At 55.4% G+C, this 17,891-nt stretch carries 18 protein-coding genes; 17 read left to right on the top strand and 1 reads right to left on the bottom strand.

What is annotated here, in order from left to right; all coding sequences use genetic code 11:
- The first annotated feature begins 51 nt into the window (after positions 1 to 51).
- Together ACR0NE_RS12285 and ACR0NE_RS12280 are read left to right on the top strand one after the other, a co-directional pair.
- Complete coding sequence (locus ACR0NE_RS12285; RefSeq protein WP_170589212.1) at positions 52 to 756, top strand: CoA transferase subunit A; 705 nt, start codon at positions 52 to 54, stop codon at positions 754 to 756.
- Positions 756 to 1,382 carry a 3-oxoacid CoA-transferase subunit B gene (locus ACR0NE_RS12280; RefSeq protein ID WP_170397333.1) on the top strand — a complete coding sequence of 209 codons (627 nt, stop codon included), beginning with the start codon at positions 756 to 758 and terminating at the stop codon, positions 1,380 to 1,382. Before ACR0NE_RS12285 ends, ACR0NE_RS12280 begins: the two co-directional genes overlap by 1 nt.
- A gap of 45 nt (positions 1,383 to 1,427) precedes the next feature.
- On the opposite strand, the gene ACR0NE_RS12275 is transcribed toward ACR0NE_RS12280, so the two are convergent.
- Entirely contained in the window at positions 1,428 to 2,294 is an 867-nt protein-coding gene (locus tag ACR0NE_RS12275; protein ID WP_170511388.1) for a transglycosylase SLT domain-containing protein, read from the bottom strand.
- Positions 2,295 to 2,646: 352 nt separating this feature from the next.
- On the opposite strand from ACR0NE_RS12275, the gene ACR0NE_RS12270 reads away from it, so the two are divergent.
- The 15 genes from ACR0NE_RS12270 to pdeM all read left to right on the top strand — a co-directional run bounded on the left by ACR0NE_RS12270 (position 2,647) and on the right by pdeM (position 17,890).
- Entirely contained in the window at positions 2,647 to 2,841 is a 195-nt protein-coding gene (locus ACR0NE_RS12270; protein ID WP_170511390.1) for a hypothetical protein, read from the top strand.
- Positions 2,842 to 2,935: 94 nt separating this feature from the next.
- The gene (locus ACR0NE_RS12265; protein ID WP_170424293.1) at positions 2,936 to 3,118 is read left to right on the top strand and encodes a hypothetical protein; all 183 of its coding nucleotides are present in this window, start codon (positions 2,936 to 2,938) and stop codon (positions 3,116 to 3,118) included.
- 168 nt (positions 3,119 to 3,286) lie between these two features.
- Complete coding sequence (gene cpaB, locus ACR0NE_RS12260) at positions 3,287 to 4,168, top strand: Flp pilus assembly protein CpaB (RefSeq protein ID WP_170424295.1); 882 nt, start codon at positions 3,287 to 3,289, stop codon at positions 4,166 to 4,168.
- A gap of 196 nt (positions 4,169 to 4,364) precedes the next feature.
- Positions 4,365 to 5,771 (top strand): type II and III secretion system protein family protein, encoded by a 1,407-nt coding sequence (locus ACR0NE_RS12255; RefSeq protein ID WP_170397343.1) that lies wholly within the window; start codon positions 4,365 to 4,367, stop codon positions 5,769 to 5,771.
- A 17-nt stretch (positions 5,772 to 5,788) separates the two neighbouring features.
- Positions 5,789 to 6,415: an OmpA family protein gene (locus ACR0NE_RS12250; protein WP_170397345.1), complete on the top strand. Its 627-nt coding sequence runs from the start codon at positions 5,789 to 5,791 to the stop codon at positions 6,413 to 6,415.
- 201 nt (positions 6,416 to 6,616) lie between these two features.
- Positions 6,617 to 7,849 (top strand): AAA family ATPase, encoded by a 1,233-nt coding sequence (locus tag ACR0NE_RS12245; protein WP_170596988.1) that lies wholly within the window; start codon positions 6,617 to 6,619, stop codon positions 7,847 to 7,849.
- Between the two features lie 17 nt (positions 7,850 to 7,866).
- Complete coding sequence (locus tag ACR0NE_RS12240) at positions 7,867 to 9,306, top strand: TadA family conjugal transfer-associated ATPase (RefSeq protein ID WP_170397349.1); 1,440 nt, start codon at positions 7,867 to 7,869, stop codon at positions 9,304 to 9,306.
- A gap of 12 nt (positions 9,307 to 9,318) precedes the next feature.
- A complete protein-coding gene (locus tag ACR0NE_RS12235) occupies positions 9,319 to 10,287 on the top strand; it encodes a type II secretion system F family protein (RefSeq protein ID WP_170397358.1) in 969 nt (322 codons plus the stop codon).
- Positions 10,288 to 10,298: 11 nt separating this feature from the next.
- The gene (locus ACR0NE_RS12230) at positions 10,299 to 11,276 is read left to right on the top strand and encodes a type II secretion system F family protein (RefSeq protein WP_170397360.1); all 978 of its coding nucleotides are present in this window, start codon (positions 10,299 to 10,301) and stop codon (positions 11,274 to 11,276) included.
- A gap of 52 nt (positions 11,277 to 11,328) precedes the next feature.
- Positions 11,329 to 11,871 (top strand): tetratricopeptide repeat protein, encoded by a 543-nt coding sequence (locus ACR0NE_RS12225; RefSeq protein WP_370644360.1) that lies wholly within the window; start codon positions 11,329 to 11,331, stop codon positions 11,869 to 11,871.
- Between the two features lie 30 nt (positions 11,872 to 11,901).
- Positions 11,902 to 12,753 (top strand): tetratricopeptide repeat protein, encoded by an 852-nt coding sequence (locus ACR0NE_RS12220; protein ID WP_170397362.1) that lies wholly within the window; start codon positions 11,902 to 11,904, stop codon positions 12,751 to 12,753.
- Positions 12,754 to 12,756: 3 nt separating this feature from the next.
- The gene (locus ACR0NE_RS12215; RefSeq protein ID WP_170564705.1) at positions 12,757 to 13,302 is read left to right on the top strand and encodes a prepilin peptidase; all 546 of its coding nucleotides are present in this window, start codon (positions 12,757 to 12,759) and stop codon (positions 13,300 to 13,302) included.
- Between the two features lie 116 nt (positions 13,303 to 13,418).
- Complete coding sequence (locus tag ACR0NE_RS12210; protein WP_170397365.1) at positions 13,419 to 14,726, top strand: ATPase; 1,308 nt, start codon at positions 13,419 to 13,421, stop codon at positions 14,724 to 14,726.
- Between the two features lie 49 nt (positions 14,727 to 14,775).
- Positions 14,776 to 17,187 (top strand): ligase-associated DNA damage response DEXH box helicase, encoded by a 2,412-nt coding sequence (locus tag ACR0NE_RS12205; protein ID WP_170596987.1) that lies wholly within the window; start codon positions 14,776 to 14,778, stop codon positions 17,185 to 17,187.
- Positions 17,188 to 17,227: 40 nt separating this feature from the next.
- Positions 17,228 to 17,890 carry a ligase-associated DNA damage response endonuclease PdeM gene (pdeM, locus tag ACR0NE_RS12200; RefSeq protein ID WP_170596986.1) on the top strand — a complete coding sequence of 221 codons (663 nt, stop codon included), beginning with the start codon at positions 17,228 to 17,230 and terminating at the stop codon, positions 17,888 to 17,890.
- The last annotated feature ends 1 nt before the right edge of the window (position 17,891 follow it).

The following is a 17,891-nucleotide window of genomic DNA, read 5'->3' as shown; positions in this document are numbered from 1 at the left end:
TGACGTGGCGGCAAAAACTGCGTCAACACCAAGTCATTGGGGGAGTTTTCCATGAAGAAAATCTATGACAATGCCGATGAGGCGCTCGATGGGGTGATCTCGGACGGTATGCTGATCGCGGCGGGCGGCTTTGGGCTGTGTGGCATCCCGGAAATGCTGCTTGAGGCAATCAAGGCCTCGGGCGCGAAGGATCTGACGTTTGCCTCAAACAACGCAGGTGTGGATGATTTTGGCATCGGCATCCTGCTGCAGACTAAGCAGGTCAAAAAGATGATCAGCTCTTACGTCGGGGAAAACGCCGAATTCATGCGCCAGTACTTAAGCGGTGAGCTTGAGCTTGAATTCAACCCACAAGGCACACTGGCCGAGCGGATGCGCGCCGGTGGCGCTGGCATCCCCGGGTTCTACACCAAGACGGGCGTGGGGACGGTGATCGCGGACGGCAAAGAGCACAAGGACTTCAACGGCGAGACCTATATCATGGAGGAAGGCATCTTCGCCGACCTTGCGATCGTTAAGGCTTGGAAAGCCGATGACACCGGGAACCTCGTGTTCCGAAAGACCGCCCGCAACTTCAACGTCCCCGCCGCGACCTGCGGCAAGATCTGTGTGGCCGAAGTTGAAGAGATTGTTCCGCGTGGTTCACTTGACCCGGATTCAATCCACCTGCCCGGCATCTATGTGCATCGCATTATCCAAGGCAGCCACGAGAAGCGCATCGAACAGCGCACCACCCGCAAGAAGGAGGACGCATAATGCCCTGGGATCGCAATCAGATGGCCGCACGTGCGGCAGAAGAGCTGGAAGACGGCATGTATGTGAACCTCGGCATCGGTATTCCGACGCTGGTAGCGAACTATGTAGGGGACAAGGACATCACCCTACAGTCCGAAAACGGTATGCTGGGCATGGGGCCTTTCCCGTTTGAGGGCGAGGAAGACGCTGACCTGATCAACGCTGGCAAGCAGACGATTACCGAACTGTCCCGCACCTCTTACTTCGATAGCGCGACCTCGTTCGCCATGATCCGAGGCGGCAAGATTGCCGCTGCGATTTTGGGTGCGATGGAAGTGGACGAGAAAGGAGACCTGGCCAACTGGATGATTCCCGGAAAGCTGGTCAAAGGTATGGGCGGTGCGATGGATCTGGTCGCTGGCGTTGGTCGCGTGATCGTAGTGATGGATCACACCAACAAGCACGGTGATTCAAAAGTGCTGAAGGAATGCACGCTGCCTCTGACTGGCCAAGGCGTGGTGGATCGCATCATCACCAATCTGGGTGTTCTGGATGTCGTCGAAGGCGGCCTGAAGATCGTCGAACTGGCCGATGGCGTCAGCGAGGACGAGATGCGAGGAGCGACTCAGGCAACAATCGTAGATTGACCTCAGGCCAATGAAACATAAGGCCCGCTGCGACGCGGGCCTTTTTTAGTTCGAAGTCTGAAAAATGCAGGGGTCCGAAACGAACTGCGGTGTTGTTGTACAAAGAGCACTCGCGACCTGAAACGCGGCCAGAACCTTGGGCACGTAGTCTCTGGTCTCGGCATAAGGTGGCACACCACTATGCTTGCGCACGGCCCCTTCGCCGGCATTGTAACCTGCCAATACGAGAATCGGGTCATTGTCGAACTCGTTCATGAGCCAATGCAGGTATTTGACTCCACCTTCGATATTCTGTTCAGGTTTCAGGCTGTCCTCTACCCCAAAACGTTCGGCGGTAGCAGGCATCAATTGCATCAAGCCCTGCGCCCCGGCAGAACTGACAGCCTGTGTGCGGCCCGCAGATTCTACCGAGATAACGGCTAGGACAAGTGCGGGTGAGACATTCGTCCCTACGGTCGAACGTAGAATATCCACACCTCGCTTTTCTGCGATGTCTTGCAAGGTCTGCAGACGCGGCGCCGCGACACCCGTGGCAGTAAGCGCTTGAACGGCCTCTCTCAGCCTACCTGCGCTGGCCTGCGCCAGATCGGGGGATACCCGGCTCCAGAATGCTTTATAAGAGCCAACTGGCTTGGTCGCTCCCGCAATCTTCTGAGGAACCGATGGGGGCGGCTTTGCGATAGCGGCAATCTCAGGCACGTCCAGCTTGGCGCCAGTGCTGGGGGCTGATGGTGATGCTGCATGTTGTTCGGGCGTGATCTGAATCGTCACGCGCGGACGTGTCCCCGGTTTCGGGGCCTTTATGCGCTTATAGACGCCGCGCGGCTCGGTTTCGGTTGCAGTGACAGGAATTGCACCCGCCATCAGAAACACCGCTGCACCGGCGCATAATACTGCGTCCCGGAAATACATTTGCCTGCCTCGATTTCTTATCTTTTGAAGCATTTTGAACATCATAACGGCCCGCAACACCAGAAAAACCAAGCGAATTGGGGCAATTTCGCCTCAATTGCCGCCATTTTGCATCGCCCACACAACGGAAGTACAAAAAAGGTGTGATTTTTTTTATTTATTTTCAATTAGTTACTAAATTCACCAACAAAAAATTAAGCTTTGAGCAAAAAAATATTGGTTTGGCCCAATTCCTGCCACGCACAGGGGTCAAACATATATCCATACCGAGACGATCGGGAGCGGACTGAGAGAGAAAGCTCTGAAAGACGCCGAGGTTAATTAATTTTTGATCCTTTAGGAGGGACATAACATGATCAAGTTCATCAAGAACTTCCGCAAAGACGAAGACGGCGCCGTAACTGTAGACTGGGTCGTTCTGACCGCAGCTGTTGTTGGCTTGGCAGCCGTTGCTTACAACCAGATCCACAATGGTGCCAGCAGCCTGGCAGGCAACATCGATGACGCTCTGGGTTCGGTAACTGTGACAGTTCCGGATACCGATTAATCTGTTATCGGTCTAGCATAACAACTTGGGGCCATGTCTTTACTCAAAGGCGTGGCCCCTTTGTTTTCAGAAGAGAGCGATCCGGTATAGTCCAATGTTAAAAAGAGTATATAGTTTCCGAACCGATGAGACCGGCGCGATAACCGTAGACTGGGTGGTTTTAACTGCTGCAATCGCAGGTCTCGCCGCAATAATCTACTTCATCCTGAGCCAAGGACTTCTAACAGCGGGACAGCCGATCGCAAATGTAGAAGTAGAAGAGATGGTCTTTGAGTAGCGCGGGCCCGTTCCCATTTACTAGCGAAACGGCAACCCTGCGAATAAGCGAATTTTCTGCCAAAAATTACCGGGATTGTCCGCTTTTTCGACACAATTGAAAAATATCTTGGATCCTGAATCGATGTGACTTCAAGAGTCGCGGTCTACGGAAAATAAAGAGGGACAAATGCGAGCTGTTTTTGGACTTGTTCTTATCATCGGGGTCGCGTTGGCCGGTGGTGCTGTCTATATGGCACGCGAATACATCACGGACAATCAGGCCAAACTTGCTCAGGAACGCAAGTTGCGCGAAGAGGCGCTTGCCAATGCGCAGGCGGGCATTGTCCCGACAGTAGGCGTTTTGGTTTCGAATCGCTCCTTCAAATACGGCGAACGTTTGAACCAGGAAGATATCCGCGTCGTTCAGTGGCCAGAGGATGCGATTCCCGAGGGTGCCTTCGTGGACATGACAACCCTATTCCCGGAAATCAAAAACAATGAACGATTCGTTCTCCGCGCGATGGAGAAAGACGAAGCGATTATGGAAGTCAAAGTCACTAATCCAGGCGAGACTGCTGGCCTCAGGTCACAATTGCCCAAGGGAATGCGCGCATTTGCGATAAGCGTTGATGTGGCATCTGGCGTATCGGGCTTTTTGCGCCCAGGCGATACGGTGGACGTGTATTGGACCGGCTCATTGCGTGGCACCAGTGATTCTGGCCGCGGTGAGATTACTCGTTTGGTACTGACGAACATCGAATTGGTCGCTGTTGATCAGTCGGCGGGTCTGGATGTGACCGGCACAACCATTGCTCGCACGGTCACAGTTGCAGCGACGCCACAACAGATCGCCGCTTTGGCGCAGGCTCAGAACACGGGTCGCATGTCGCTGGCACTGGTTGGCGCTCAAGATGACAAGGTGGCAGAGGTGGTTGAAGTCGATCAGCAGTCTTTGCTTGGCATTGAAGAGAGGGCCCCGGCCCCCGTCGCAGCTCCGGAGAAGGTCTGCACAATCCGCACCCGTCGTGGCGGCGAGACGGTAGAGACCCCAATTCCCTGTACAAACTAACTAAGTTTCAGACCTTTACGAGACAAAGACCGCGCATTTTGCGCGGTCTCTTTCTTTGTGTTGTTGCGCATAATCCACATAAGGAACTTTCCAGAAACCATTGATTATTGCAATAAATCTGGTTCTGTCGCAGGGTTTCATAGCATAGGGCATAAGACCCAAAAAAAATCGAGTGGTGATCGGAGAGGCAGGTCACATGACAATACGTTCCTGGATCAGCGCAACCCTGCTGGGGTTGTCGCTAGTTGTGAGCCCAATCGGCGATGCCGCTTGGGCCCAAAATCTTCGCGTGGTTAAAAAGGGTACGGCGGAAACGCTGGATGTCCCCGTAAATCGCGCAATCGTGGTGGAGAGCGAACAACCGTTCGCAGACATCAGCATTGCTAATGCAGGCATAGCGGATATTTCGACCCTGTCGGACCGCACTATCTATGTTCTCGGTCGGGCACCGGGTACAACCACCCTGACAATGTTCGACGGCGCGGGTAATCTGATTACCAACGTGCGTGTGCGTGTTTCCCCTGATGTTTCGGAATTCAAAGAACGCTTGCGTCAGATTCTTCCCAGTGAGCGAATCGAGGTTCGGACCGCCAATGATGGGATCGTCTTGTCGGGAACAGTTTCCAGCAGTGCCAAACTGGCGCGTGCGCTTGAGTTGGCAGAACGGTATGCCCCTGAACGTGTATCGAACCTGATGAATGTCGGTGGCGTGCAGCAGGTCATGCTGAAAGTGCGCTTTGCGGAAATGAACCGCTCTGTAGCCAAAAACTTGTCGGCATCGTTGGGCTTTGGCGGTGGCGACACCACTGCGGGCTTCAATTCCTTGAATAACCAGGGCGCACTGAACAACGCACTGGCGAACAACATCCCGTTTGTTCAGACAAATTCCGGTGCCATTCTCTTCGGTTTCGGCGCGGGGTCGACACAGGTTAGACTGCTTTTGGAAGCCCTTGAAACCAAGGGTTTGGTTCGCAGCTTGGCAGAACCGAATCTTTCTGCACTGTCTGGCCAAGAGGCGGAGTTCCTTGCCGGTGGTGAGGTGCCAATCCCAGTACCCCAAGGCGACGGTGTTGTTGCGATCGAGTATCGTCAGTTTGGCGTACAGCTCCTGTTTGTTCCGCGCGTCGTCGATGGCAACCTGATCAACCTGGAACTGGGTGCATCAGTATCGAGCATCGACCAGAGTGCGAACTTCACGATTAACGGCGACAATGTTCCCAGCTTCATCACGCGTCAAACACGGACAACCATCGAGTTGCGCGACGGTGAGAGCTTTGCCATTGCAGGCCTAATCCAGGATGATTTCACGGATCTGAACAGCCAGGTTCCCTGGCTTGGCGATGTGCCTGTATTGGGCGCGTTGTTCAGGAGCGCTCAGTATCAGCGTGAGCAGAGTGAATTGATCATCATCATTACCGCGCATCTGGTGTCGCCCACTCGTGGCGAGGCGCTTGCCCTGCCGACCGATCGCGTGAAACCGCCCAGCGAGTTCGATCTGTTCGTAAACGGCAAGATCTCTCGGACTGAACGCGCCGGAAATGGTGCAGCCTCTGAAGTTGCCAATCAGGATTTTGGCACCTCTTACGGCTACGTGCTGGACTGATAGAGAGGATAGAACCAATGGAAAAGTGGATCATCACACTGGGTCTTTCGGTTGCTGTCGCCGGTTGTACACGCGAGGCCGGGTACGAAATCGATCAGGGCACGTTTGGTAACGCTACACTGAACAACATTCAGGTCATGAATGGTGAGTTGACGTATGGCCAAATCCTCGCGCGGCGTTTCGCTGCCGAGGTGCCAACACAGATCAACTTTGCCTTCGATAGCGCGCAATTGGACGCTTCGGCGCAACGAATCCTGTTGCAGCAGGCGGCCTGGATCAAACAGTTCCCCGAGGCGCGGTTCCGTGTCTATGGGCACACGGATGCCGTTGGCTCTGAGGCATATAACAAGCGATTGGGCCAGCGCCGCGCCAATGCCGCCGTTGCATTCCTGACACGACAAGGAATATCGCGCTCACGGTTGGAAGCCGTTGTTTCCTTTGGCAAATCCAGGCCGCTGGTTGCCACCCAAGATCGGGATCGACGCAATCGGCGGACAGTGACCGAGGTATCCGGCTTCTTCGACCGGCATCCAAATATTCTGGATGGAAAATATGCGGACGTGATCTATCGCGAATACATCTCAAGCGCGATCCCGATAAGCGATATCCAACGGCAAGAAGACGCCGGTGGTACCAGCGACTAATAAATAGGAAATGGGCGGCATTGTCGCCCATTTCCCTACAATTGGTTCTTTTGCGCCCAATTCTTGCCTAACTTCCAAGCCACTTTGTGAACAATTGGGTGACCTGCGGCCAAAATCGACCGCATCGGGCGACAGCATACCAGAACTGAATCTTCTCGCGTTCAAATGGTTTGCTCAGCCCTCTCGATGAGGATTGTGTTAATGACGAGCGCGACGCCGCAAGACGATAATAACGCCATTTTGGCCTGTACCATCAGCCGTGATGTGCAGAACTTCGACCTTTTGATCGAGGATATGGAAGCTGCGCTGGGCGAACGCTGGGGTGATCTTGGATTTGCCGAAGCGCTTGCGTTCTTTAGCCAACCCGAAGCCAAGACGCTTCAATTTGTAGCGCTGGCGCTGGACGGCGATGACGAAGACAACCTGACACTGATGGGTGAGATCATCACTCAGGCCAAGGAAAAAGGCATCAAGGTTGTCTTGATCGCCGAGGATGTCACCCCTGCCGCATTGCATCAGCTGCTACGCAGAGGTGCGGACGAGTTTGTCCCCTACCCGCTTCCCGAAAATGAACTTCAGGAAGCCATCGATCGTATGCAACAACCCGATCCGGTTGTGGCACCACAAGCAGCGCCTACTGCGACGAACGGCTCCTCGAAAGAAGGGGCGCTTTTTGTCGTGCAGGGCCTGGCAGGTGGTGTCGGTTCTACAACCATGGCGGTCAATCTGGCATGGGAACTTGCAACGGTTTCAGCCAAAGAAGCCCCGAAAGTGTGCCTGATCGATCTGGATCTGCAATACGGCACAGTTTCGACCTATTTGGATCTGCCTCGTCATGAAGCCGTGTTCGAAATGCTCTCAGACACGGATTCGATGGACGAAGACTCTTTCGGACAGGCGCTCCAGACGTTTGAAGAGAAGCTGCAAGTTCTAACAGCACCATCTGACATGGTGCCGCTGGACATCATCACGCCTGAGGACATTCAGCGAGTGATCGACACCGCACGCGCGAGTTTTGATTATGTCGTCATAGACATGCCAAAAACACTTGTTCACTGGTCAGAAACGGTTCTGCAGGCCGCCCATGTCTATTTTGCCTTGCTCGAGCTGGATATGCGCTCGGCCCAGAATGCATTGCGTCTGAAACGGGCACTGCAGGCCGAGGAATTACCCTTCAACAAACTGCGGTTTGCTATGAATCGGGCTCCGAAATTTACCGATCTCAACGGTAAAAGCCGGGTTAAACGTATGGGCGAAAGTCTGGGTATTTCCATTGATCTGCTTCTGCCCGATGGCGGCAAACCCGTCATGCAAAGCGGCGACCACGGTTTACCGCTGGCAAATTCAGCGGCCAAGAACCCACTGCGCCGGGAAATCGCCAAATTGGCTCAATCGCTTCATAGCCTTGGCAGCAGTGACGCCGAAGCCGCATAACTCAAAGGGGAGCTGCCGTGTTTTCAAGATACAAAAAACAGCCTTCGGCGCAGCCGGTTGAAACCCAGGCGTCGAAAGTCGAGGCCCCGGCAGCGGCAGCTGCGGCACCAGCTGCCAACGCAATTGCGCGCAAGCCGGTCAAGAAAAAGGCAGCAGAAGTTGTTGGAAACGACAAGGAACGCAAACGCAAGGAACGGCTGGGCGAAATCAAGCTTGAGCTGCACCGCGAGCTTCTTGAAAACCTGAACCTCGCAGCCCTTGAAAAAGCTGAAGAATCCGAGCTGCGGACAGAAATCAGCGCGATTGCCAGCGAAGTTCTGGAAGCCCGCAACATCGTTCTGAACCGTGAAGACCGCAGCCAGCTGAACAAAGAGCTTTATGACGAGGTCACCGGTCTCGGGCCGCTGGAAGCGCTGCTACAAGACGACTCGGTCAACGATATTCTGGTCAACGGCCCCCAGCAGATTTTTGTCGAACGGGCCGGTAAGCTTGAGATCAGCGACATCACGTTCAAAGACGAAAAGCACCTGATGCGGATCATCGACAAGATCGTTTCTGCCGTTGGTCGCCGTGTCGATGAATCCAACCCGTATGTTGACGCCCGCTTGGCTGATGGCTCACGTTTCAATGCGATGGTGCCGCCGATCGCGGTGGATGGTTCGCTTGTTTCCATTCGTAAGTTTAAGAAAGACAAGCTCGGCATCGACGATCTGGTCAATTTCGGTGCGTTTACCGAAGAAATGGCAGCCTATCTGCAAGCCGCCGTGTCGACTCGTCTGAATATCATTGTTTCGGGCGGTACCGGTTCCGGTAAAACGACAACGCTGAACGCGCTGTCGAGCTTTATCGACGACGCCGAGCGCATTCTGACCATTGAGGATACGGCGGAACTTCAGCTGCAGCAGACACATGTTGGCCGGATGGAAAGCCGCCCGCCCAACGTTGAAGGCAAAGGCGAGGTCAGTCCACGCGATTGTTTGAAAAACGCCCTGCGGATGCGCCCCGACCGCATCATCGTGGGCGAGACCCGTGGCGCCGAAGTGATCGATATGCTGCAGGCCATGAATACCGGCCACGACGGATCAATGACCACGATCCACGCGAACTCGGCCCGTGACGGTATCTCGCGTCTTGAAAACATGATCGCCATGGCGGGGATCGAAATGCCGATCAAAGCGGTCCGCAGCCAGATCTCGTCGGCTGTGAATCTGATCGTTCAGGCCAGCCGTCTGCAGGATGGTTCGCGCCGGATGACATCAATCACCGAAATTACGGGCATGGAAGGTGACGTCATCTCGATGCAGGAAATATTTAAATTTCAACGTGTTGGCCTGACCCCCGACAACAAGATCATCGGTCATTTCACGGCCACAGGTGTGCGCAGCCACTATTCCGAGCGCTTCCGTCTGTGGGGCTTCGATCTGCCCGCCTCGATCTACGATCCAACCACGATGTAGGAGAACCAAGATATGCAACTGCCTGTCGAGGCGCTCATCTACATCGTGATATTCGTCGGGGTCTTTGCCCTGGTCGAAGGTATCTATCTCGTCGCATTCGGAAAATCGATCAGCCTGAACAGCCGCGTCAATCGCAGGCTGGACATGATCGATAAGGGCGTCGGGCGCGAGCAAGTACTGGAGCAGCTGCGCAAGGAAATGCAGCAGCACATGAAATCGCAGAGCATACCGCTCTACTCGCTATTGGCAGACAAGGCGCAGAAGGCGGCGATCGCCTTCTCTCCTCGGCAGTTGATTGTGATCATGGCACTGGTTTCAGGGCTGGCTTTTGTAGGTTTGAGCGTAGGAACAGCGACCGAACCGACGCTTCGGGCGGCTCTATCGGTCGCGATCGGGGTCGGAGCGGTGTACGCATGGGTCAATAACAAAGCCAATAAACGTATGGCCTTGATTGAAGAACAATTGCCCGACGCGGTGGAACTTATGGTTCGGTCACTTCGCGTCGGAAACCCATTTGTTTCCTCGATCCAAATCGTTGCTAACGAGGTCGAGGACCCCCTTGCGACAGAGTTCGGTGTTATCTCGGATGAATCCGCTTATGGCCGGGATGTCGGTGAAGCACTCAAGGATATGGCAGAGCGGCTGGATATGCAGGATTTACGGTTTTTGGCCGTCGCCGTTTCGATCCAGCAGCAATCGGGGGGTAACCTTGCAGATATTTTGGCCGGTTTGGCCAAGGTGATCCGCGCACGTTTCCGACTGTTCCGCCGGGTGAACGCTATCACCGCCGAAGCCAAATGGTCGGGCAAATTCCTGTCGGGTTTCCCGGTCGCCTGTCTTCTGTTCATCATGGTTAAGGACCCGAACTACTACGACGCCGTAATCGACGATCCGCTTTTCATTCCGGCATGTTTCTTTGTCGGCATCACGCTGACCCTGAACCTGATCGTCATGCGTATCCTGACCGACATTAAGGTTTAAGAGGCCCAAAGATGGAATTTTTGAACCAGATCAATGAGCTGTTGAAGCAGAACTTGGGTGAATTCGGTCCGCTGATTGTCGTGGGCGTTTTGGGATTGTTCATGATCCTGGTCACAATCCCGCTGATGCTGAACCAGCCGGAAGACCCACTAAAGAAGTTGCAGCGGTCAAATTCACCGCCAAAAAACAACAAGAAAGAAAAGAAAGAGCGTCTCAGAACAGCCAGCCGGAACGAACAGCTTGAGAAGTTCGCCAACTTTCTCGAACCCAAGAACGAAGAAGAGTATACCGCCGTTCAACTCAAGTTGAGGCAAGCCGGCTATCAGTCCAAGGACGCGGTTCGTTTCTATCACTTCGCTCAGTTCGCGCTGGGCATAATCGGGATCCTGATCGGCGTCTCGCTGGTTACCGTATTTGCTGGCGATCAGGAATTTGACTCGACACAAATCCTCATTCGCGTTCTGGGACCTGGTATTGCGGGTTACTTCGTGCCCAAATACTGGATCACGCGGCGCGTAGAGGAACGCAAGGAAGCGATCGTAAATGGTTTCCCTGATACGCTCGATCTGATGTTGGTATGCGTCGAGGCCGGGCAGTCCTTGGATCAGGCCATTGTACGGGTCGCGTCTGAGATGAAAGCATCTTACCCAGACATCGCGCTTGAGTTCGAGGTAGTCGCCTACGAAATGAAAGCCGGTAAAGAAAAGGACACCGTTTTGCGCGACTTCGCGACGCGATGCGGCGTTCAGGACGTTAGTGCGTTCGTCACCGTGATGATCCAATCAGCGACATTCGGGACATCCATTGCCGAAGCGTTGCGGGTTTATGCCGATGAAATGCGTGACAAACGCGTGATGCGCGCCGAAGAGGCAGCGAATAAGTTGCCAACCAAAATGACCCTTGCGACAATGATGTTGACCGTCCCTCCTCTGCTGGTCATCCTTGTTGGACCTTCGGCAAAAGGTATTATGGAGTTTGGAAACCGATAACGCCTTCCCGCTTCTTCGCTGGGTTGCCAAATCAGGTTGTTGGCACCTTCGTATGACAATTCAGGCCGCCATGGTTTTCACCATGGTGGCCTCTTGCACTGAAACAGGCGCGACAGACGATCCGTTTGCCCCTGGCGTCGACCCAGATGGGCCTGCGGTAGATGAGGTGACCGTCGGAAACCGATTGATGGCGGCGGGCGAATATGAGCTTGCACTTGAATCCTTCACCCGTGCCGCGTTGCAACAGGGTATGACCCCGCAAATCCTGACTTCGCTTGGGACAGCTAATTTGGGATTGCGCCGGATTGGCCAGGCTGAACCGCTACTGCGTCGTGCTGTCGAGGACGATCCCGAGTGGCCTGTGGCATGGAACAACCTGGGTGTCTTCTTGGTGGAAACGGGCGAATATGCCGAAGCCGCGCAGATGTTCCGCAGAGCCTATGCGCTGGACAATGGCGAAAGTGACGCAATCCGCGACAATCTGCGGTTAGCACTCGCAAAAATGGAAAATCCTGTTAATAATACCCCACAAGAACAAGAATTTGAACTGGAGCAGCGCGGCAACGGGCAATTTGTTCTGCGTAAAATCCAGTAATAGAGGCAGAGCAGTAAAGGACGCACAAAAATGCGCCAACCCTTCTTGATTCCGACGATGCTGGCGTGCGGGCTGGTTTTGGCCGCCTGCGCAAAGGAAACCGAAGAGGAAAAGGTTGAACGTACTTTTCAGGAAGTGAACGTCATCGACGAGACCAACCTGAATGACGTGATGCTAAATGCGGCCGATCCCAATGAGGCGGTGACCTATTTCCAAAGTGCGGCCGCCAAGAACCCCGACCGCATCGACCTGCAACGAGGACTAGCGATCACGCTGACCCGTGCCAAGCGCAGCACTGAAGCTTCCGCCGCGTGGAAACGTGTGCTGAGCATGAAAGGGGCCAACAACGCCGACCGTGTCGAATACGCTGATGCGCAGATTCGCAGCGGCAACTGGGATGGCGCAAAGGCGACATTGGACAAGATCCCCCCTACATATGAAACCTTTAAACGGTATCGGCTTGAAGCGCTGGTGGCAGATGCCAAAAAAGACTGGAATCGCGCCGACCATTATTACGAAACCGCAGTGGGCCTGACGACCCGCCCTGCCGGAGTCATGAACAACTGGGGCTATTCCAAACTGACGCGCGGGCAATATGCGGAAGCTGAGCGGCTGTTTACCGACGCAATTCGGCAGGACAATTCTATGTTCACCGCCAAAAACAACCTTGTTCTGGCGCGCAGCGCACAGGGCAACTACAGCGTTCCTGTTGTCCCAATGACGCAGACCGAACGGGCGAAACTGTTGAACACCATGGCCATTTCAGCCGTGAAACAGGGGAATATCAACCTGGCCAAGAACCTCTATCGCGAGGCGATTTCCACCCACCCGCAGCATTATGACGAGGCGGTCCGCTCGCTTCGGGCCCTTGAGGACGCCTGATCCATGATCATACCAGCGGCAGCGGCGGCGTGGTTTCTACCTTTTGTTCTGCCGATCTGTTTCTACGTTGCCTTTACGGATATGCGTGAGATGCGGATCAAGAACCACGCGGTCATCGCGCTGGCGGTTGTTTATCTCATCGTCGGGCTTATCGCATTGCCACCGTGGTCCGGTCCGTGGATCCCCGGCAACATCGGGCCGTTAACCCTGACCCTGCCTGTCTACGGATGGCAGCTGCTTCACATGGTTGTCGTTCTTGTTATCGGCATCGTGCTAAATGCAGCTGGTGTGATGGGGGCCGGAGACGCGAAGTTCTGTGCCGCAGCCGCAGCGTTTGTCTGGGTCGGTGACCTGATGTGGGTCATGGTGATTCTGACGGCAACTCTGCTGGGAGCGTTCTTTGCCCACCGGTTGGCGAAATACACCCGGCTGCGCCAGATCGCACCACATTGGGAAAGCTGGGATCGCGGCAAACAGTTCCCTATGGGTCTGACGCTGGCTGGCAGCCTCGTTGTTTATTTGATTTTGGGCATAATCCACGGATCGTGAACAATCATCAGCGCGCCTTGCCCGCGCCTTTGTCCTGCCACAAATCCGCGCCAAATTCTTCCAAAGCGGCCCCGCAAGGGCCTTTTGCGTGATTTTTGGATGGACGAGCCCCGCTCATGAATATGCAGACCTCCTCTGTGATTGCCCCCCCTGCCCCTAAAGGCCTGGGAGAAATGCAACTTCCGCTGGTGATGATGCGGGACATTCTGTTGAAGACCGTCTTTCGCAAGAACGTGGATACGGTCAGCGAAATCGCGGGTGCCATCTGTTTGCCCGGGTCCGTGACACAGGAACTAGTTGATATCGCACGCGAGCAGAAACTGCTTGAAGCGACCGGGACTCTGAACGCCAACTCCGGCAATGAAATGGGCTATCAGCTGACCGATGCAGGCAAAGCGCGGGCGTTGGATGCGTTGAGCCAGTCTGAATATTTCGGTGCGATGCCGGTGCCGCTCGATGTTTACCGCGAGCAGGTCAAGCGCCAGTCGATCCGCAACATTCAAGTCACACGCGACCAGCTAACCGGCGCGATGGGCCATCTTGTTCTGCCTGACAGCCTGCTGGATCATCTGGGCCCGGCGGTCAGCGCCGGTCGCTCAATTCTGATGTATGGCCCTCCGGGCAATGGTAAATCCTCGATCTCGAACGGCATTCGTGATGCTTTGGGGGACAACGTCTATGTTCCGCGCGCAATCGAATATGCCGGTCAGGTGATTACGGTCTACGACCCGATCGTGCACACCGCGATCGAGCAAGAAGAGGACGATCCCAACAGTCTGCGCCGCCGCAAGCGGTTCGACACTCGCTATGTTCAATGCGAACGCCCCACCGTTGTGACAGGTGGTGAACTGTCACTGAGCATGCTGGATTTGGTCTACAACCCCACCGCGCGTACCTATCAGGCGCCTTTGCAGCTGAAATCCACCGGCGGCATCTTCATCGTGGACGACCTTGGACGTCAGGCAGAGCCCCCTCAGGCACTGATCAACCGCTGGATTGTTCCGCTTGAAGAAAGCAAGGATATCCTTGGCCTGCAATCGGGTGAGAAGTTCGAAGTACCATTCGACACGCTGGTTATTTTTTCGACCAACTTCCACCCGAATGAGATTTTCGACCAAGCGGCCCTGCGCCGGATTTTCTTCAAGATCAAAATCGACGGCCCGAACCAAGAGAACTTCCTGAAGATCTTTGCCATGGTCGCGCGCAAGCGCGGTATGCCACTAGACGAGGCGGCGCTAGTGCATTTGCTGAAGGTCAAATACCCGACCATCAACAACATCTACGCAAACTATCAGCCGATCTTCCTGATCGACCAGATGATCTCAATCTGCGAGTTTGAGGGTATCCCGTATCAGATGAGTCCGGACCTGATCGACCGAGCCTGGGCCAACATGTTCGTGAAGGAAGAAAAGATCATTCACTGATCCCCTTGTCCTGGTTTCCATGGCCTGAGGGCTGCGCTAGGTTTGCCGGATGGTGCAGATTCCCCCGGCAATCCAAAACTGGTTTTCGAACAAAGGCTGGTCGATTCATCCACATCAGCAAGAAATGTTTGAGCGGGCGAATGATCCCGCGACCCTTCTTATCGCTCCAACTGGTGGCGGCAAAACCATGGCCGGTTTTCTGCCTTCCTTGGCCGAGTTGGCGCAGGGGCAGCATGACGGATTGCACACGCTTTATGTGTCTCCTCTCAAGGCGCTGGCAGCGGATATCAGGCGCAATCTGCGCGTTCCCGTCGAGGAAATCGGCCTACCAATTCGGATCGAAGATCGCACCGGCGACACATCGGCCACGCAGAAGAAACGCCAGCGCGCCGATCCTCCACATATCCTTCTGACCACGCCCGAGAGTCTGGCGTTACTTACTTCATACGAAGATGCTCCGCGCATGTTTGCTGGGGTCCAGCGCATTGTTGTCGACGAAATACATGCACTGGCAGAAAGCAAACGGGGGGATCAATTGATGCTGGCGCTGGCACGATTGCAGACACTCTGCCCCGATCTGTGCCGCGTAGGCTTGTCCGCCACGGTTGAAGACCCCGAAGGCATCGCACGATTTCTAGCCCGCAATCCCGATCCTTGCCGAGTTATTCAGGCTGATCCCGGCCCTGACCCCGATATCTCGATGCTGCAAACACAAGAGATGCCGCCATGGTCGGGCGGTGGCGCAGCCTATTCCATCCCCGCTGTGATGGAGCAGATCAAAAAGCACAAGACGACACTTATCTTTCACAATACTCGGGCGCAGGCCGAGATTTTCTTTCACAACCTCTGGCTCGCCAACGACGACGCTCTGCCCATTGGCATTCATCACGGCAGCCTGGATCGGCAACAACGCGAACGGGTCGAGGCCGCGATGGTCAGGGGTGATCTGAGGGCAATTGTCTGCACCGGCAGCCTCGATCTGGGGATCGACTGGGGCGATGTGGATCTGGTGATCCAGATCGGCGCGCCGAAGAACGTCAAGCGGCTGGTGCAGCGGATCGGGCGCGCAAATCACCGCTACAATGCCCCTTCCAAAGCTATTCTCGTCCCAGCCAACCGGTTCGAAGTGGTCGAATGTGTTGCTGCACTGGAAGCTGTGCAAGAACATGATCTGGATGGCGACCCCCGCGGGCCAGGACCCAGGGACGTTTTGTGCCAGCATATTCTGATCGCCGCCGCAGCGGGACCGTTTGATGCAGATGCACTCTACGCCGAAATGACGGCTGCCGGGCCTTATGCGCAGATCACCCGTGCTGAATTCGATGCCTGTTTGGAATTCTGCGCCACCGGTGGATATGCCCTGCGAGCCTATGATCGGTGGCAGAGGCTACAGCAGCGTCCGGATGGAGCCTGGCAATTGCGCGACCCGAGGGCGGCACAGCGTATCCGCATGAACCTTGGCACGATTCAGGACACCGACACGCTGAAGGTTCGGCTTAAGCGCAATCGCGGGGGCAAGCCTCTGGGTGAGGTAGAGGAGGGATTCGCGGCCTCGCTAACCCCTGGTGATACCTTTCTGATCGGTGGTCAGATCGTCCGCTATGAGGGTCTGCGAGAGATGGTGGTCGAGGTCAGCCGCCGCGCTGACCGCAAGCCCAAGATCGCGACCTTTTCGGGTACTAAGTTCGCCACGTCCACCCAGCTGAGCGACCGAATCCTACGGATGTTCGCACAGCCGGATTGGCCTCAACTGCCCGGACATACTGCCGAATGGCTGGGTCTTCAGCGCGAGATATCACGCCTGCCGCAAAGTGACCGCCTGTTGATTGAGAGCTTCCCTGACAGGGGGCGCGAGCATCTATGCGTCTACGGATTTGCCGGCCGCAATGCGCAACAGACGCTGGGCTTGCTGTTGACCAAACGCATGGAGGAAACCGGCCTTGCGCCGCTGGGATTTGTAGCCACTGACTATGCCACCTTAATCTGGGGGCTGGATGCGGTGACCGATCCGCGCCCACTATTTCAGTTGGACGCGCTACGAGAAGGATTGGAGACTTGGCTGGCGGGTAACGCCGTGATGAAACGCACATTTCGTGCTTCGGCCACAATCGCGGGGTTGATCGAACGCAACACTGGTGGGCAGCGCAAGAGTGGTCGGCAGGCGACATTTTCGTCAGATATCCTCTATGACACCTTGCTGAAATACGATCCTGACCATCTGCTGATGCAAATCACCCGCGAAGAGGCCATGCGCGGGTTGGTCGATTTCGGACGGATCGAAGCCATGGTCGCCCGGATCGGAGACCGGATTGACCTGCTGCGGCTAGACCGCGTCTCACCCCTGGCGGCGCCTCTGTTCCTCGAAGTTGGCAAAGTCCCCGTCAAGGGCGAAGCCGAGGAACGCCTGCTTGCGGAAGAAAGTGCCCGTTTACTGCAGGCCGCCGGATTGCAACCGGCATAAACCACTTGCGCGCTCCGCAAAATCGTATGAAGAACGGATCATGAACAAGATCGCGTTTTCATTTTCCGGCCAAGACCTGACTGCGCTTGGGTCGGGCGCACTATGGTGGCCGGAACAGGGCTTGCTCTGTGTTTCCGATCTGCATTTAGGCAAATCCGAACGGATCGCCCGCAGAGGCGGCCCGACCTTGCCGCCGTATGACAGCCGCGAAACATTGACCCGATTGGCAAGTGATCTTGCCCGTACCGGTGCCACGACGGTCATCTGTTTGGGGGACAGCTTTGACGATCTCGATGCCTCGAGCGCGTTGGCTGCCGAGGATAGGCAACAGATCACAGCAATGCAGGCTGGGCGGCGTTGGATCTGGATTGAAGGGAACCATGACCCCGGCCCGGTAGAAATGGGCGGCACACATCTGTCCGAGTGGGCTTGCCACGATCTGATTTTTCGCCATATCGCCCAGCAAAACAGCGCAGGTGAAATCTCGGGCCACTACCACCCCAAAGTTAACCTGAATGCCCGAGGGCGCTCGATCACCCGCCCGGCTTTTTTGCTGGATCAATCACGTCTGATCCTTCCAGCTTATGGCGCTTACACTGGGGGGTTGCGCAGTTCAGCAGAGGCTCTGAGCGGCATCATGGCACCGGATGCGCGGGCAATTCTGACCGGTGCGCAGCCTCAACTCATCCCGATGCCCAGATAGG

This window comes from Ruegeria sp. C9, assembly GCF_056537585.1.
Note: the sequence above shows the minus strand (reverse complement) of the source record. Positions and strands in the feature narration are given on the sequence as shown.

What these genes read in the sequence shown, in the direction of transcription:
- ACR0NE_RS12285 (WP_170589212.1), top strand. Translation starts at nt 52, where the DNA reads ATGAAGAAAATCTATGACAATGCCGATGAGGCGCTCGATGGGGTGATC.
- ACR0NE_RS12280 (WP_170397333.1), top strand. Translation starts at nt 756, where the DNA reads ATGCCCTGGGATCGCAATCAGATGGCCGCACGTGCGGCAGAAGAGCTG.
- ACR0NE_RS12275 (WP_170511388.1), bottom strand. Translation starts at nt 2,294, where the DNA reads ATGTATTTCCGGGACGCAGTATTATGCGCCGGTGCAGCGGTGTTTCTG.
- ACR0NE_RS12270 (WP_170511390.1), top strand. Translation starts at nt 2,647, where the DNA reads ATGATCAAGTTCATCAAGAACTTCCGCAAAGACGAAGACGGCGCCGTA.
- ACR0NE_RS12265 (WP_170424293.1), top strand. Translation starts at nt 2,936, where the DNA reads ATGTTAAAAAGAGTATATAGTTTCCGAACCGATGAGACCGGCGCGATA.
- cpaB (WP_170424295.1), top strand. Translation starts at nt 3,287, where the DNA reads ATGCGAGCTGTTTTTGGACTTGTTCTTATCATCGGGGTCGCGTTGGCC.
- ACR0NE_RS12255 (WP_170397343.1), top strand. Translation starts at nt 4,365, where the DNA reads ATGACAATACGTTCCTGGATCAGCGCAACCCTGCTGGGGTTGTCGCTA.
- ACR0NE_RS12250 (WP_170397345.1), top strand. Translation starts at nt 5,789, where the DNA reads ATGGAAAAGTGGATCATCACACTGGGTCTTTCGGTTGCTGTCGCCGGT.
- ACR0NE_RS12245 (WP_170596988.1), top strand. Translation starts at nt 6,617, where the DNA reads ATGACGAGCGCGACGCCGCAAGACGATAATAACGCCATTTTGGCCTGT.
- ACR0NE_RS12235 (WP_170397358.1), top strand. Translation starts at nt 9,319, where the DNA reads ATGCAACTGCCTGTCGAGGCGCTCATCTACATCGTGATATTCGTCGGG.
- ACR0NE_RS12230 (WP_170397360.1), top strand. Translation starts at nt 10,299, where the DNA reads ATGGAATTTTTGAACCAGATCAATGAGCTGTTGAAGCAGAACTTGGGT.
- ACR0NE_RS12225 (WP_370644360.1), top strand. Translation starts at nt 11,329, where the DNA reads ATGACAATTCAGGCCGCCATGGTTTTCACCATGGTGGCCTCTTGCACT.
- ACR0NE_RS12220 (WP_170397362.1), top strand. Translation starts at nt 11,902, where the DNA reads ATGCGCCAACCCTTCTTGATTCCGACGATGCTGGCGTGCGGGCTGGTT.
- ACR0NE_RS12215 (WP_170564705.1), top strand. Translation starts at nt 12,757, where the DNA reads ATGATCATACCAGCGGCAGCGGCGGCGTGGTTTCTACCTTTTGTTCTG.
- ACR0NE_RS12210 (WP_170397365.1), top strand. Translation starts at nt 13,419, where the DNA reads ATGAATATGCAGACCTCCTCTGTGATTGCCCCCCCTGCCCCTAAAGGC.
- ACR0NE_RS12205 (WP_170596987.1), top strand. Translation starts at nt 14,776, where the DNA reads ATGGTGCAGATTCCCCCGGCAATCCAAAACTGGTTTTCGAACAAAGGC.
- pdeM (WP_170596986.1), top strand. Translation starts at nt 17,228, where the DNA reads ATGAACAAGATCGCGTTTTCATTTTCCGGCCAAGACCTGACTGCGCTT.